A 12,960-nucleotide genomic window follows, 5' to 3' on the forward strand; every position below is an offset into this window, starting at 1 on the left:
GCAGGGGGACGCAATGGATATGCAGGCAGAGGGCGGATTCGATTCGCCGGACAGGACCAAGCACCAGGAACTGACCTTCCACTGGCTCTACCAGCGGGTGCAAGGGCTGGTTGAACATAGCATCTATCGTAAGGCGGGGAGGGTGGAGACCTGGTCGTTTCGCATCGGCATGGGTGCGGCGATCATCGGCATACTTACTGCTCAGCTTCCGGATCGGTGGTTGCCTACTGGCGCGGTACTCCAGGTGGTTATTGCCTGCCTTGCAATCGAAATCGGGGGCTTCATTGTTGGGGGCGCCCTGGCGGCCCGCAGAGGCATCCACCAATTCAGTCAGCCACGGCTGTCGCACGCCAAGGAGATGGACGGTGACTTCGCCCACTGGCAAGCGGTGGTTACCGAGCTTCGCCGTTTCCCTCGCATTGAGCGCGAGCGCCGCCTCAAGTATGTCAGTCAGCTGCGCAACAACATGATCGAGCGCATGGGCCTGATGTACGGCGGGCTGCAACGCCTTGGGCCATTCCCGCTGCTCATAGCGTTTTATTTGCAGTTCCGGGGATGGAAATGGGGCGACTGGGCAGGCGCCTTCGACGTCAGTCTGGTCGGCGGATTGTTGATCCTCGCCATGGTGCTTCTGTACCTGTTGGGCTGGATGCTGATCAGCATGCGCATCCGCCTGGACACCTACGTCGCCTTGCTCGAAGGCTCCAACCACGAACCTGAGCCGCCGCAGCCCGCGCCTCTGTAGAGTCGAGCAATGCTCGACTACCGCACACCACATCGCGCCCCATCAGACACATCGCAAGCGAGAACCCGCACCCCCTTCTTCAAGACAAGCTCTGGGCATCCAGATCAAGGGAACTGCGGAAAAACACCCGCATGTGGAAAGGACAATAGCAATCTTGAGGAACAGGTGGATTTCATGAGCGAGGGCGGCGCCATCAAATGACCATATGCAGGGTAACCGGTCTTTTCATATGCCTGGCGGGTGCCGGGTTGGTTAATGCGCAGGTGCCCCCTCAGCCGGACAGGCCGATAGTTGAGCTTGACGGCTCGATCGCAACGGACAGCGCTGCGGTGCTTGATGACAAGCAGCTACTTACGTTGATTGGGCGCGCAGATGCAGGCGACGCTGAGGCGGCGTTTCGGATTTCACGCCACTTTGAGGGCAAAGGCACGGCCGGCAGCTCCCATATGTGGCTTGTCTATGCCGCAGCGCTGGGGCACCCGATTGCACAGTACAACGTGTTCTTCATGTTGAGGGACAAACAGGACTGTGAGTCATCCAATGAAGCGTACGCATGGCTCAAGAGTGCCGCGCTGAAGGGAGTGAAGGGCGCGGATTCCGAGCTAGAGCAAGCGGCTCGCATGGCGGCTCAGCGATGTGCCAGAAAACGATAGGAAGAGAGAATCCATCTACGAAATGAGCAGATACAATCGATTTCTTCAGGCTTACTACATCATGTTCTTCTGGGCACTCAGGCTGGTTGCCTGCCTTGGGGCTGCCGTGAATTCAGTATTCCTTGCTTTCGTGCTGATTGATCTTGCTGAAGGTAGCCGAGACTATGGGTTTGCGGGCTTGGCGTTTGTCGCTTTCTCTCTTTGCGTGGCATTTGCCATGTGGAAAATCGGGTCTGTCGGCCTGCTTCGTTTCCGGCAAGCGAAGGCATCATAGGTCTTACCAGATCGTACGGTGCTGGAACGCAATCTACCGGCAGGGCCACATCATGCAGCTACGGAGGAAGGGACATAACATGAACGGATTGATTCGAAAGTGTTGTGGCCTGGCTGTGGCGATCGGACTCGGAGTGGCGCTGTTCCCGCCTGTTGTGGTTGGATCGGAAGCAATTCAGACCTCAGAGTCGACTGTGATTTCTGCCTTCTCCAGGGCATGTCAGGACTTTAGCCAGAAGCTGAAGGCACAAGTACATGGCACTACTGGGCTGGATCGGCACTTGGCGGATATTGCTAACTACCAGGCAATCGTCTACCTGGAGGGCTCAAGAGTGGTTGTGCAGCTCATGCCGCTTCCCTATGGGGACTCCAGTGTTCGCGGCGGCGGCGGGAAGTACGTCGTCGAGGGCGGTCCCGATGGTGAAATGACTTTCGAGCCTTACCGCTAGCCGAGAGGGGCATCAACCCACGCCCTTGTAGCGTCGAGCCAGGCTCGACTACTGCATGCCACATCGCACCCCCTCATGCGCCTCGCCCGCGAACATCTGCAGCAACCGATCCAACAGAACAGGTTCCGGCACGCCAGCCAGCACCTGCTCCAAGTGGCCCAATGGTTGCAGCTGCCATTGAAGCAACGCACGAAGCTGCAGAACGGCGGGCGCCCGCTGCTCCGCGTCCAGCGAGACCTGCAACAGCAGATGTTGCGAGCGCCTCTCCAGCCACAGCACCGGCACGCCTCGGCAATGAACCTGGAACTCGGCATCTCGGTGCCGTTCCACGAACTGGAAGCCCTGTCGTGGCCGAGACTCCACGAACTGCATCGCCTGGCGGCGCAGTTGTGAGAATCGATCGTCGTTGATGCTTTGGAACCCGATAGGCGAGGGCACCGGTGGCGCCGGCCACTGCGCCTGTGCCATAACCACCGCGACGAGACAGAGCGCGGTGGCCGCCCAGCGATGCCGCGTCACTCAGCCGTCCGGGCGTACCCGTGTGCTGGCGTGCGCCGCCAGCCCCAATCCGGCCATGATCAGCCCTTCCATGACGCGCGGGCCGACGTATTGCTCCAACTCGCCGTTCTCGCGGGCGCGTTGTGCGGCCAACAGGATTTCCAGCACTACGCGAAGGCCGGCCAACGAGCAATCGGTGTCTGCCAGGGCGATGCGTCGGCCGGGCATCTGATGGCGCTCAGGCCAGGGCTGGCCGTCGGAGGCGACGCCGGAGCCGATGCTGTGCAGCAGGGCGATGAGCGTGTTCGGATCCAACGCGGAGCCATTGGCGGGCGCGTCATGGATCGGGCGCGGGGCAGGGGAGTGGGGCTGGGTCATGGCAGGGCTCCTTGCGTGCATGCAGAAGCCGCCACCGATAAAGGTGGCGGACGGTGCGAGGTTCGAAACCCGGTCTACGCTAAAACCGGCAGGCACAAGGCCTCCGCGCACCGCCCGCCATAGCCGGCCGACGGATTGCCAGCCGGCACCACCTGATGGGTGATGCCGGCTGGCAAGCGTTTACTTCAGCGTAGAACCGGGGTTTCGAATCCCGACCACCGATGCACGGTGGCACGGCAAGGAATACGCGGACCTATGCGTGATGCCAATGCAGTAAGGCCGATGCCGACAACACTTTCAACATTTTCAGAATCGTTGCATACGGCGCAATGAGGCTGGAGCATTGCGCTGTAAGGCTGTCGGCGATGTCGGCGGTCCAAGCCTGACGGGTGTCGGCATCCGCCCGGCGGAGCCATGAGCGAGGCGGATGCGACAGGATTACCAAGGGCTGGCAGGCGTCAGTAGCCTTTCAACGCGACCTTGGCCCGCTCCAGCCACGCGGCATTGTGGCTGCGCGCATGGCGCGACCAGTGCTGGGCATCGTCGATGATGCTGGCGAACAGGCTGCGGGCCTGCTCACGGTCGGCGGGCTGCGGTTGCGCCATCAGCCACTCGGCGTACAGGCAGCGGGCGGCCGCATCGTTTCCCCATTCCACAGCGCGCTCGAACGCGGCGCGGGCGTCGGGCGACTGGGTGGCGGCCAATGCCTGCGCATAGAGCAGGGTCTGTTCTGGCTTGCGGCGCACATCCGGATGGCGGGCGAACAGGCCGTCCAGCGTCTCGACTGCAAGTGCGGCGTGCCCGGACTGGAGGCGAGCACGGGCAAGGCCGGTCAGAATGTAGGGGTCGTCGGCCAGCGGCGAGCTGGCTGCTTGCTCAAGCAGGGTTCTGGCTTCCTCCGCCTGGCCGGCATCGAGCAGCGTCATGCCCAGGCGAACCCGATTCTGCACGGTGGGCGTGCGCGCCAGCTCGGCGCGGGCGTTGCGGAGGTCCTGGCCCGGATCCATGAGCTGCTTGGCGGAGCGGACGACCTGCCGGGCGCCGCGCGAGTGGCGGACTTCCGGGAAGTAGATCGCAAGGAAGTAGACGACGCTGCCGAGCAGTGGGAACGAGAAGAGCAGGATGAGCCAGTAGAGGCTCTGGCCTGAGCGGATGGCGTGCACCGCGAAGAAGATGGCCGCCAGTACGTGGAGTCCGATTCCGATATAGGGCATGTGTGCCGTCTCGTCCTTGTGAGGGCTGGCACTATAGTGGGGTAGGGGTGGGGCGCCAATGGGGTGGCGCCAATCGGGCGTGACGCGTCACGTTAATAGGATGGATTCTGCAGGGCGGAGCGCTGCATGCCACTATGTGGCAGGGCTGCATTGATGGAATGCATGGAGCGCAGGCAAAAAAACACTGCTGTCGGCATTCTGCTCGAGCAGGTCTGCGTGCAGATGCCACGCGGAAGCATAGATCGCTTGAAGGGGGCTGGCCATTCCTTGAGGCCGCTGATTCACAGCGAGGGTAAGGCTCGCCAGATCCTCTCGGAGGCTTGTTTGCGCTGATCCAACCTTTCCAATTCAGGGACGGGGGCAGCTCCACGCAGATGATCGATCAGCGCGGTAAGACTGAGCTCCACGGCCTGCTCAAGATAGGGAATCAGTACCAGCGCATAACCCGCCTCCAAGTCCACTCCATGCCCCTTCAGGGTGCTCGGGCCAAGCGCCACGGAGAAGGTGAGCTGGGGGTCTACAGAGAGCGTCAAGACCCAGTTGCTTCCTGCGCGCATGACGAATAAGAGCACAGCGCCGGGATACGCGGTTCGCTGAGCAATGACCCTCGCCTGAGACGTTAAGCTTGAGGTTCCGCGAACAGGTGGCTTCTGCGCACCTATTTTGGGCCACACGCCCAGTCGCAAATCCGCCGTCGTGGGCTGATCGAGAAAGGGCTCGCCAAAGAGGGCATACCCCACGCCCAACGCCAGCTTGCAGATGAATCGATGGTCGAAGGTGAGGCTCATGACCACACGCGCCCTCATCTGCCCGGTTAAGACTTGTGCACGGATAGCGTCTGCGGCGTCGATTTCGGAAGCATGCGCCACGTCGAAACCTAGCGCCGCTGGGGAGACCTGTCGTTGATCCGCATCCCGCACCTCGGCGCACAAGATGGTGCGGGCCTTCTTCCCACCTATTCGCTTCAAGCTTCGAATCGCCATTTCCAGCCGCTCATCTCCGGCGGTGGGCACCATATAAATCACCGAAGGTGCTCGCTTGGCGTCAATAGGATTGCTACCAGCATAAGCGTCCATCCTCTTATCATGGCGGCGGACCCAAACAATGGTTTCTCCAGACGGGCCTATCCAGTGCTCGGCGACGTGCCCTTCAGGAACAGTCAAGCCATTTATCGTCACATGTCCGATATAGATGAGCGGCAGCCCCGGATCGTCATTCGATAGATAGAGATTTCGCGCTGCAGTCGCCAATGCGTTGGTCGTGAGCCATGCTTTGGCATAAGAGGCGTCAACAAATAGTCCCAAGCGATTGTTGCATGCTTCGCAGACGTTGTTGAGATGAAATCGGGCGGGTGCGCGCGCGCCTCCCATGAACTGAGGGATTGCGTGCTCCAAACTCGATTCCGTCGAATCCGTCGTTTGGGCGCAATAGAGGCAGTCAAACATAGGCCCTTCGCTTTCAATGGCAGGGGTTTGGTCGATTCGTGCAGCGTAACCCACCAGGGTCCGTCGTAGATCGAGAGACAAGCAGCGCGGCGCGTGGAAGGGCATAGCAGAACTACTTAATGGGAGGCTGGCGCAAGTTTTGAATCACATTGCCCACCAATTCAGCGAACGCAGTTCGATTCTCTATCAGCTCTTCAACGCCCCTGTAGAGCTCGTTGACAAGAGCGGCGTCGGGATCGTCAACAGGACCACGCATGCTCTCTGCGTATCCATCGAAGAATTTTCGGCCTCGCCAGATGTACTGGCGCAAAGTCCCCAGCGTTCCATTGATCAGTGCAAGCTTCGTCACTGCGTCCGTGTCAAGCAGAGCCATTGTGTCATCGGGCAGAACGATGTCGCCGATAGACGGATCCATCAAGTTCATCAAATTCTCGAACTGCCAGGCCTTGGGTCGATCACCCTCGATCGTTTCCTTAAAGCGCCTGACCATGCCATCAAGTCCGACAATCTTGATCGTTGCACCGAACGTCGCAGTCAGAAGCGCTATGGACTTCCGTCTAACCCGCTCCGCTTCTCTTTCAGCCTCCTCAACCCTGTGCACATGGGATTGGCGCGTGTAGTAAGCCGCCGCCAAGCCAATGACCCATGCACCGGCAGCAGCCAGCCAGTCAGCGGCGTTTCCGCCCTCAATGCACTTAAGAGGAATATCGCTTCCTATCAGTACCACGGCCATCAAAACACCCCCCAGACCAAGGGAGATTGCGCAGGCTATTCCTGCATCCCACCGACTGATAGAAGCTTGATCCTTCGCATCCATACCCCCCCCTGTGGCAGCCCTGTTCAGCGGGGGATTCTGGCATGACCGAGCCCCTGTTCGCACTTGCCCTAGTAGGGGCCATCGCTGCCGTTTCCATCGGCGGCGCTCGCATCGTCTCGTGGCTGCTCGACCGGCGTGACCACACCGCCTCGCAGCGGCCCCGAGAAGTCCAGGTGATCGCACTCGCACAAGCTCAGATTGCCGCCACCAAGCGCGGCGATCTGCTGGCCGCAGCCACCTTTGCCGAAGAGCAGGAGCGCGCCGCATGAGTAGGTATCCCTCATTCGCCGATATGGCGGCTATGTGCCAGGTCTAAGCGAGGCGGGCAGGGTAGCTTTCCCATTGTTCGCATTGGTGATGGCCTATAACCTCGCCCAGCCCGGCGCCGACGCGGTCAAGTCGGTGCGCAGGCTCGACACGTGGGGCTTGATCGCACAGCCAATCCACGCCCTAGCGTTCGGGTACTGGCCACAGTTGAACATCCTGCTCACGTTCGCCCTGTGTGCCGCTGCCATCTACCGGTCAGCGTCAATGGGTTGTGCTGGCATTCGCCGCGGCGGCGCTGCCGGCATTCGTGGACTACCAGTGGCCCGGGGTAGGGTTTGTGTTGCTGGCGTGGCTGGCCTTCCATCGGGGCCAGTACTGGCTGCTGGTCCCGGCGCTCGCGGCGATCTGCTGGTTCAACGGCAACCTGTGGGCGCTGGTGGCGATCCCGGTGGCGTTGGGCCTGTCTCGGGTGGCGTGGGCGGTTCCGCGTGGCCGGTGGGCCTTCTACGTCTACTACGTACTACACCTAGCCTGCATTTCAGCGGGAAGATCGCTTGGCATATGGCAAATCTAGAACCAAGCCAGCTAAGCTCCCAGCAGCGAGAGCGGTTGGATCTGAACTGCCAAGGGGGGCGCAATGTTTGACGACATAGTTAAGGGAGTCAGGGAGTACGTTTCTGACAGATTCATGAGCCCTCTAGGGGCTTCGCTCACGGTGTCATGGTGCCTTTGGAACTACAAGACACTACTGATAGTGCTGTCAGGCGAATCCGCGATTCGGAAAATACACCTGATACATCTGGTCTACCAAGACAGCGCCTATTCCGCAGTCCATCTAGTGGCTGGCCCCTTAGCTACCGCAGCTTTCTACATCCTTGCGTTTCCGTATCCATCCAACTGGGTCTATAGCTATTCGCTGAGGCGCCGCAAGGAGGCGCTTGAGCTCAAACGTGCGATCGACGACCAGACCGTCCTTACACAGGAAGAGTCACGGTCCTTGCGAAATCGTTTCACGGAGATGGAGATCCAGCACACCACAGAGTCAGTGCATCTCAGCAGCACCATCGATAACTTGAAAAATCAGCTGAAGCAGGTGATAGAGGAAAGAGATGCGCTTGCGGAGGAAGTCGCGGCAAGGCGTGCGGCGAGTGCTGCCGAAGCATCTCAATCTGAATCGGGTTCGTCGCCTTCGGCCCCGGTTGTTTCAGGGGAGAAAGGAAAAACCACTGTTCTCGATAAGCATCAGTGGGCGTTGCTGGATGCAGTGGGCAGATTTGGCAGCAACACTTACCTGAGAGATTTGACGGCACGGTTAAATATGGGGGACGCCGCAGTCTGGCTTGTCGCCGGGCAACTGGAGGAGCTTGGGCTCGCCACAAGAGGGGTTCTCGACGACTATGAAAGTGGTGGTGGCGTTCGCGTGGTTTCACTTACGGACATGGGGCTTCGTCTGTTCGTCGATTCGCTGAAGTAGTTCGGGGTGTAGGGGCCAACGCCCCTGCGGATCGGCGTCAGGACCAGCCATCACCCTGGGCAACCGCCGTTGGCGCCGCGCCATCAATTTGGCCATGTCGATCACTTCGGCGGAAGCCATCGTGCTGGAAGGCTTCTCGGTGGGCGCCGATCGCAACTGCGCCATCCTCATCCTGAACCGGGGACTGAGGGCGCAGGCAAGAGCCGAGCCAGGGCCGCAGCCATTGCCAAGCAGAGCCAATGAACCGGATCACGCCCTGCACATCATTTCGCATAATGTATATCGTGCAAGGCATGACCAGCCTGCGGCATAGCCTGCACGTCGCGGGGTAGGGCAGCACCCACAAAGAGGCATAGCGCCATGACCACCGTGGCGAGTTTCTGCGCAATTCGGCGCCACGCGGCCTTTTCGTCCTCGGAATTGCTCCGCTCAGCCATCACGACAGCCGACCACATTTCCGGACTGTCACCAATGTCCACCGCCATCCGCTCGATGTAGTGGATTTCCGCATTTTTCCCTTGTTTCCAGAGGGAAACGGTTGCTCGGGACACGCCCAATGCCAGCGCACCAGCGTTGTCGCTCTGAATCTTCTGCACGTGCTTCCACCGGCAGAACAGGTCGTAGCTGGCGCTCATTGTCGATACCTACTTGACAGGGGTGTACAGGGGTACTTTACAGTTCGCCCCGGTGTCGAGGAATCCTTGACACTCCCGCCAGTCGCTCCCCAAGACCGCTGGCGGGTTCTCTTGGGGCTTGGGGCAGGGGACAGGGATGATCGATCCGCTCATTACCTTCGTGCTGCTGGCGGCCATCGTGGCCGTATCCATTGGCAGCGCCAAACTCGTTTCGTGGTGCCTCGACCGGCGCGGGGAGTCCGCTCGTCGCAGCGCACACGAAGCGGCCTTCGTAGCCCAGGCACGCGCCGAATTGGCCGCAACGGGCTGGACCCCGAATCACGAAACGCTGTATCAGGCCGAAATCGCCGCCACCAAGCGCGGCGATCTGCTGGCAGCAGCCGCGTTCGCCGAAGAGCAGGAGCGTGCGGCATGAGCAGGCTTCCTTCATTCGCCGAGCTGGCCGAGTTCGATATGGGCCTTGCGGGGTGCGCCGCGCTCATCGCCGTTTGGCTGGGAGTGGCATTGCTCTCCATCGTGATCGAGCAGGCGTGGCTGGGGCTTCGTCGCCTGTGGAAGCTCGGCAAGGACCGCTCCAATGGCCGGTGATCGCGCGGTGCTGGCCGGGCCGGGACTCCCCTCGTCTAACAGGGGAGTCAGTGAATTCAGGAACGCCGATGGAACCCTGACGGTCGGCATTGACTGGTTTTCCGCTTCCATCGATCTGCGCGCAGCGCTGGACGAGGTCGCGTTCCGTGATGGCGACAGCTTCGAGGAGGTTCGCCAGTGGATCGAGTTCTCCCCGGAGAACGCACGTATTGCGGCCCTTCAGGTGTTCTGCTGGTTCTTCGCCGGGCTTGGCCTTGAACTGGATGAAACAGCGGGCGGCGGTCGCTTCTACACGTGGCGTATCAAGATCATCGACGCAGCCAAGAAGTTCGTTGGGATGATCGAACTCGGCGGCGAAGAGTGCCGCCGCGCGGACGGCACGTATACCGCCCGCATCGAGCTAACCGGCGATGGATGCAAAGCGATAGGCGCAGCGCGCTGCGGCCATGCGCAGCGGTGGCTGGAGCTTCGAGCGAAGCTCGAAAGCTGCGCCGGGAGGATCACCCGAGTTGACGTGTGCGCCGATGACCTGGTGGGCGAATACCCATTGCGTCTGGCTCAGAAATGGTATGCAGCTGGCGAGTTCGACAACCGTGGGCAGCGCCCCAAAGCGCAGCTGGTGGACGACTACGACAGCGGTGACGGCAAGACGCTCTACATCGGCGGCAAGAAGTCCGAAAAGCAGCTGCGCGTGTACGAGAAGGGCAGGGAGCAGGGCGACAAGAGTTCGCCGTGGGTGCGCTACGAAGCGCAGTTCCGCAACTCCAACCGCAAGGAACTGCCGCTCGACATTCTGCGTGACCCCGCCTCGTACCTGCTCGGCGCCTACCCGGTCCTGTCCTTTCTGCGCTGTGTTGCCACGCGCATCGAAATCACGAAAGCCGCCGTTGAAGCGACGTGGAAGAGCGTTCGTCGCCACATCCGTCGCCAGTACGGTGCGGCCCTCAATTTCATCGCCAAGAACTGCCCTGACGATCAGGCGTTGCGGGCGGTAGTCGAATCCTGCACTTCGCCATCGCTGCCGAAGTGGGTCACAGGTGACACAGCAGCGCACTGGCCCGAAATCGCGGCCGTACAGCCAACCTCAAAGGGGTAACGAAATGATCCAGAACGTCATCAAGGTCACCGTCCTGTCGTCCAGCGTTGATGAGCGCGGTGGCAGCTTCAAGAACGATGCGGGCGAGAGCGTGGAATACACCACCCGCAAGCAGAAGGCCAAGCTTGAAACGGCAGGCTTTGCCTATCCGTTCGATGTGCGCCTGGACAAGGGGCAGCAGCCGTTCCCCGAGGGCGAATATGAGCTGGACGTGGCCGCTATGGCACAGGTCAACAAGGGCGTGCTCTCGCTGAGCAAGTTCACCGCGCTGCGTGCGGTTCCCAAGGCCACTCTGCGTCCGGCAGCGCAGGCCTAAGCCATGGGCCTCTGCGTTGTCTTCGGGGAAGACGGAAAGCTGATCCCAACCGGTCAGCCCGTTGATCAGTGCGCGGGGTATGTGCTGATGAGCAGCGCAGAGGCATCCATGGTGACCGTTATCGCGGACGCCTTCCAGCCACCAAGCAAAGAGCAGCTGGCGGTGTGGGCAGGCGGTCCGTTCGGCCTCCTTCTTTTCCTCTTCGTCGCCGGTCGGATTGCCGGTTCCGTGGCGACGTTCTTCGACAAAAACCGGTAACCCAACCACTCATGAAAGGAGTTTCACCATGGATTACGAAAGCATCCTCAGCGGCCTGTCGGTGGCCGGTGCACTGACCGCCTTCGCTGGTGCCGCCGCGCTGATCGCGCTGGTTGGCTTCGGCAAGTGGGCAGCCAAGAAGGTGGCCGGATTCTTCGGCGGCTGATCGCAATGGCAGGGTGGGGCAGGGTTACCTGCCCCTTTTTATTGGAGGCGTTATGGACTTTGACAGCATCCTTGCAAACATCCGCCCACAGCTGGTGGTCATGGCGATCTGTGGAGCAGCCGCAATCGCGGCGCAGATCGAATTCGCACTGTGGGCCGCGCCGAAGGTGGCGCGATTCTTCATCGCGAGGGGAATGCGATGATCTGGTGCCTTTTCGCGGGACTGCTGAGCGCGTTGTGTGGCGTGGTGGCGTGCATGGGGCTGGACGCATGATCCGCCTGCTCGCGCTGGCGATGCTCGTATCTTTGGCGCTGTTGATGCCTGGGCGCGCGCGAGCAGCTGCGGATTGCCCCAGCAATGGGACCTGCGATCAGGGCAAGGCGTTCGCCATGTGTAAGGCAGCGATAGAACGGACAAAGCAGCAGTTCGACGTACCCGGCAATCCGTGGGGCAAGCCATCTGTACGCTCGGACTGTAATGCCGGCGGCACGCCGTCTCAGGGCTCGTACAGCTGCGCCGTTGCTCAGGGTCCTAACGGTGGTGCTGTGCGATGTTACAACGCTGCAGGCGATGAGAACACGCAGCAGTTCTACTACAAGGGCGCCTGCTCCACGCGCCCCTATGAACTTGGCTGGCAAGGTGGCGAGACAGCGGCCACCGTGAATGCCTGCCACAACGGCTGCATGTACACCAGCTCACTTGATCCGGAAGGGGCCGCAGGTGTCGGCTTCTTCCCCACTGGCGGAACTTGCACAGAGTCTGATGCGCCAGCGCCGACGCCTGCAGGGGATGGGGGCGATCCGGGGGAGGGGGGCGGTGGTGATGGCGGCGGTAGTGATCCGGGCGGCGGCGACGGTGGGGGCGACAACGGCGGCGGTGATGGTGACGGCGGTGGAAACAACCCCGGCGGCGGTGATGGCGGCAGCGGCGGGGGAGACGGTGATGGCGACGGAGATGGCGACGGAGATGGGGACGGCGGCGGGGACGGCGGTGGTCCCGGCCCCGGGCCAGGTCCCGGTGAGGGCGACGGAGATGGTCCCGGCGAGGTCGGTAGCGATGGCGGCCCCCTGTACGAGCGGGACAAGAACCTGACGCTGGACAAGGTGTTCAACGACTTCAAGCAGCAGGCCGAGAAGCTGCCGATCATCCAAGCGACGAAGTCGTTCTTCACCGTCAGTGTTGGCGGCAGCTGCCCCGTTTTTACGCTACCGGCGTCGCAGTACTGGGACACGATGACCTTCGATCTTCACTGCTATGGCGTCATCTATGAGTCATTCCTGCTGATGGGCTGGGTACTGCTCGCTATCGCGGCATTTATGGCCGCAAAGATCGCGCTGACATGATGAATATTCTCGCCTTCCTGATGCCGCACGCCGGGTGGTTGACCGACCTCACTCAATGGTTGCTCCGGCAGATACAACGCTTCTGGGACGCCCTTGTTGCGTTCTTCAATGACCTGCTCATCCTCGCCATTCAGACAATGCTGGCGTTGATGATCAAGATGATTGGCGCTCTGCCGGTCCCGGATGTGTTGAAGAACTACAGCATCGGCACGCTACTTGGAAATGCGGGCAGCACGGTGGGGTGGTTCGTGCAGACGTTCAAGCTTGGCGAGTGCTTGGCGCTTATCGGTTCCGCCGTCGCGTTCCGGATTCTGCGCAAGGTCATGACTATGGGGAAATGGTGAC

Annotated in this window: 21 protein-coding genes and 1 pseudogene; 16 read left to right on the forward strand and 6 right to left on the reverse strand. The window is 61.0% G+C overall.

Annotated features, from left to right (window positions below; genetic code table 11):
• The first annotated feature begins 13 nt into the window (after window positions 1–13).
• From ACXI0D_RS18510 to ACXI0D_RS18525, 4 genes are all read left to right on the forward strand, one after another.
• On the forward strand, window positions 14–745 hold the full coding sequence (locus ACXI0D_RS18510) for a hypothetical protein (RefSeq protein ID WP_479642933.1): 732 nt from the start codon (window positions 14–16) through the stop codon (window positions 743–745).
• Window positions 746–1,074: 329 nt separating this feature from the next.
• A complete protein-coding gene (locus tag ACXI0D_RS18515) occupies window positions 1,075–1,398 on the forward strand; it encodes a hypothetical protein (protein ID WP_479642934.1) in 324 nt (107 codons plus the stop codon).
• Window positions 1,399–1,420: 22 nt separating this feature from the next.
• Complete coding sequence (locus ACXI0D_RS18520; RefSeq protein ID WP_147416382.1) at window positions 1,421–1,672, forward strand: hypothetical protein; 252 nt, start codon at window positions 1,421–1,423, stop codon at window positions 1,670–1,672.
• A gap of 79 nt (window positions 1,673–1,751) precedes the next feature.
• Window positions 1,752–2,120, forward strand: a complete 369-nt coding sequence (locus ACXI0D_RS18525; protein WP_479642935.1) for a hypothetical protein — start codon at window positions 1,752–1,754, stop codon at window positions 2,118–2,120.
• 48 nt (window positions 2,121–2,168) lie between these two features.
• Here ACXI0D_RS18525 and ACXI0D_RS18530 read toward each other — a convergent pair whose 3' ends face one another.
• The 5 genes from ACXI0D_RS18530 to ACXI0D_RS18550 all read right to left on the reverse strand — a co-directional run bounded on the left by ACXI0D_RS18530 (window position 2,169) and on the right by ACXI0D_RS18550 (window position 6,388).
• Window positions 2,169–2,639, reverse strand: coding sequence for a hypothetical protein (locus tag ACXI0D_RS18530; protein ID WP_479642936.1), 471 nt, complete (start codon window positions 2,637–2,639; stop codon window positions 2,169–2,171).
• The gene (locus ACXI0D_RS18535) at window positions 2,640–2,996 is read right to left on the reverse strand and encodes a hypothetical protein (protein WP_479642937.1); all 357 of its coding nucleotides are present in this window, start codon (window positions 2,994–2,996) and stop codon (window positions 2,640–2,642) included.
• Between the two features lie 458 nt (window positions 2,997–3,454).
• Window positions 3,455–4,210, reverse strand: a complete 756-nt coding sequence (locus tag ACXI0D_RS18540) for a tetratricopeptide repeat protein (protein WP_479642938.1) — start codon at window positions 4,208–4,210, stop codon at window positions 3,455–3,457.
• 281 nt (window positions 4,211–4,491) lie between these two features.
• Window positions 4,492–5,760: an HNH endonuclease gene (locus ACXI0D_RS18545; protein WP_479642939.1), complete on the reverse strand. Its 1,269-nt coding sequence runs from the start codon at window positions 5,758–5,760 to the stop codon at window positions 4,492–4,494.
• A 7-nt stretch (window positions 5,761–5,767) separates the two neighbouring features.
• Window positions 5,768–6,388 (reverse strand): hypothetical protein, encoded by a 621-nt coding sequence (locus tag ACXI0D_RS18550; protein WP_479642940.1) that lies wholly within the window; start codon window positions 6,386–6,388, stop codon window positions 5,768–5,770.
• 125 nt (window positions 6,389–6,513) lie between these two features.
• Here ACXI0D_RS18550 and ACXI0D_RS18555 point away from each other — a divergent pair, with 125 nt between their 5' ends.
• From ACXI0D_RS18555 to ACXI0D_RS18565, 3 genes and pseudogenes are all read left to right on the forward strand, one after another.
• Window positions 6,514–6,741 (forward strand): hypothetical protein, encoded by a 228-nt coding sequence (locus tag ACXI0D_RS18555; protein ID WP_479642941.1) that lies wholly within the window; start codon window positions 6,514–6,516, stop codon window positions 6,739–6,741.
• Between the two features lie 22 nt (window positions 6,742–6,763).
• A pseudogene (locus tag ACXI0D_RS18560) lies at window positions 6,764–7,313 on the forward strand (TraX family protein); the annotation flags it as partial.
• 63 nt (window positions 7,314–7,376) lie between these two features.
• A complete protein-coding gene (locus ACXI0D_RS18565) occupies window positions 7,377–8,213 on the forward strand; it encodes a hypothetical protein (protein WP_479642942.1) in 837 nt (278 codons plus the stop codon).
• Window positions 8,214–8,476: 263 nt separating this feature from the next.
• On the opposite strand, the gene ACXI0D_RS18570 is transcribed toward ACXI0D_RS18565, so the two are convergent.
• A complete protein-coding gene (locus ACXI0D_RS18570) occupies window positions 8,477–8,848 on the reverse strand; it encodes a DUF3693 domain-containing protein (RefSeq protein ID WP_479642943.1) in 372 nt (123 codons plus the stop codon).
• A gap of 136 nt (window positions 8,849–8,984) precedes the next feature.
• On the opposite strand from ACXI0D_RS18570, the gene ACXI0D_RS18575 reads away from it, so the two are divergent.
• The 9 genes from ACXI0D_RS18575 (at window position 8,985) to ACXI0D_RS18615 (ending at window position 12,959) form a co-directional block, all read left to right on the forward strand.
• Complete coding sequence (locus ACXI0D_RS18575) at window positions 8,985–9,263, forward strand: hypothetical protein (RefSeq protein ID WP_479642944.1); 279 nt, start codon at window positions 8,985–8,987, stop codon at window positions 9,261–9,263.
• Window positions 9,260–9,436 (forward strand): hypothetical protein, encoded by a 177-nt coding sequence (locus ACXI0D_RS18580; RefSeq protein ID WP_154583328.1) that lies wholly within the window; start codon window positions 9,260–9,262, stop codon window positions 9,434–9,436. The genes ACXI0D_RS18575 and ACXI0D_RS18580 overlap by 4 nt, the downstream gene beginning before the upstream one ends.
• Window positions 9,426–10,532 (forward strand): replication initiation factor domain-containing protein, encoded by a 1,107-nt coding sequence (locus tag ACXI0D_RS18585; RefSeq protein ID WP_479642945.1) that lies wholly within the window; start codon window positions 9,426–9,428, stop codon window positions 10,530–10,532. Before ACXI0D_RS18580 ends, ACXI0D_RS18585 begins: the two co-directional genes overlap by 11 nt.
• A gap of 4 nt (window positions 10,533–10,536) precedes the next feature.
• Entirely contained in the window at window positions 10,537–10,848 is a 312-nt protein-coding gene (locus ACXI0D_RS18590) for a single-stranded DNA-binding protein (RefSeq protein ID WP_479642946.1), read from the forward strand.
• A gap of 3 nt (window positions 10,849–10,851) precedes the next feature.
• Complete coding sequence (locus ACXI0D_RS18595; RefSeq protein ID WP_053494291.1) at window positions 10,852–11,106, forward strand: hypothetical protein; 255 nt, start codon at window positions 10,852–10,854, stop codon at window positions 11,104–11,106.
• Window positions 11,107–11,134: 28 nt separating this feature from the next.
• Window positions 11,135–11,272, forward strand: a complete 138-nt coding sequence (locus ACXI0D_RS18600; protein WP_032958702.1) for a hypothetical protein — start codon at window positions 11,135–11,137, stop codon at window positions 11,270–11,272.
• A gap of 52 nt (window positions 11,273–11,324) precedes the next feature.
• Window positions 11,325–11,474, forward strand: coding sequence for a capsid protein (locus ACXI0D_RS18605; protein WP_152906945.1), 150 nt, complete (start codon window positions 11,325–11,327; stop codon window positions 11,472–11,474).
• A gap of 67 nt (window positions 11,475–11,541) precedes the next feature.
• Window positions 11,542–12,615, forward strand: coding sequence for a hypothetical protein (locus ACXI0D_RS18610; RefSeq protein WP_479642947.1), 1,074 nt, complete (start codon window positions 11,542–11,544; stop codon window positions 12,613–12,615).
• The gene (locus ACXI0D_RS18615; protein WP_119006251.1) at window positions 12,612–12,959 is read left to right on the forward strand and encodes a phage coat protein; all 348 of its coding nucleotides are present in this window, start codon (window positions 12,612–12,614) and stop codon (window positions 12,957–12,959) included. The genes ACXI0D_RS18610 and ACXI0D_RS18615 overlap by 4 nt, the downstream gene beginning before the upstream one ends.
• Window position 12,960: the final 1 nt, after the last annotated feature.

Source organism: Stenotrophomonas sp. C9D9, from assembly GCF_056491205.1.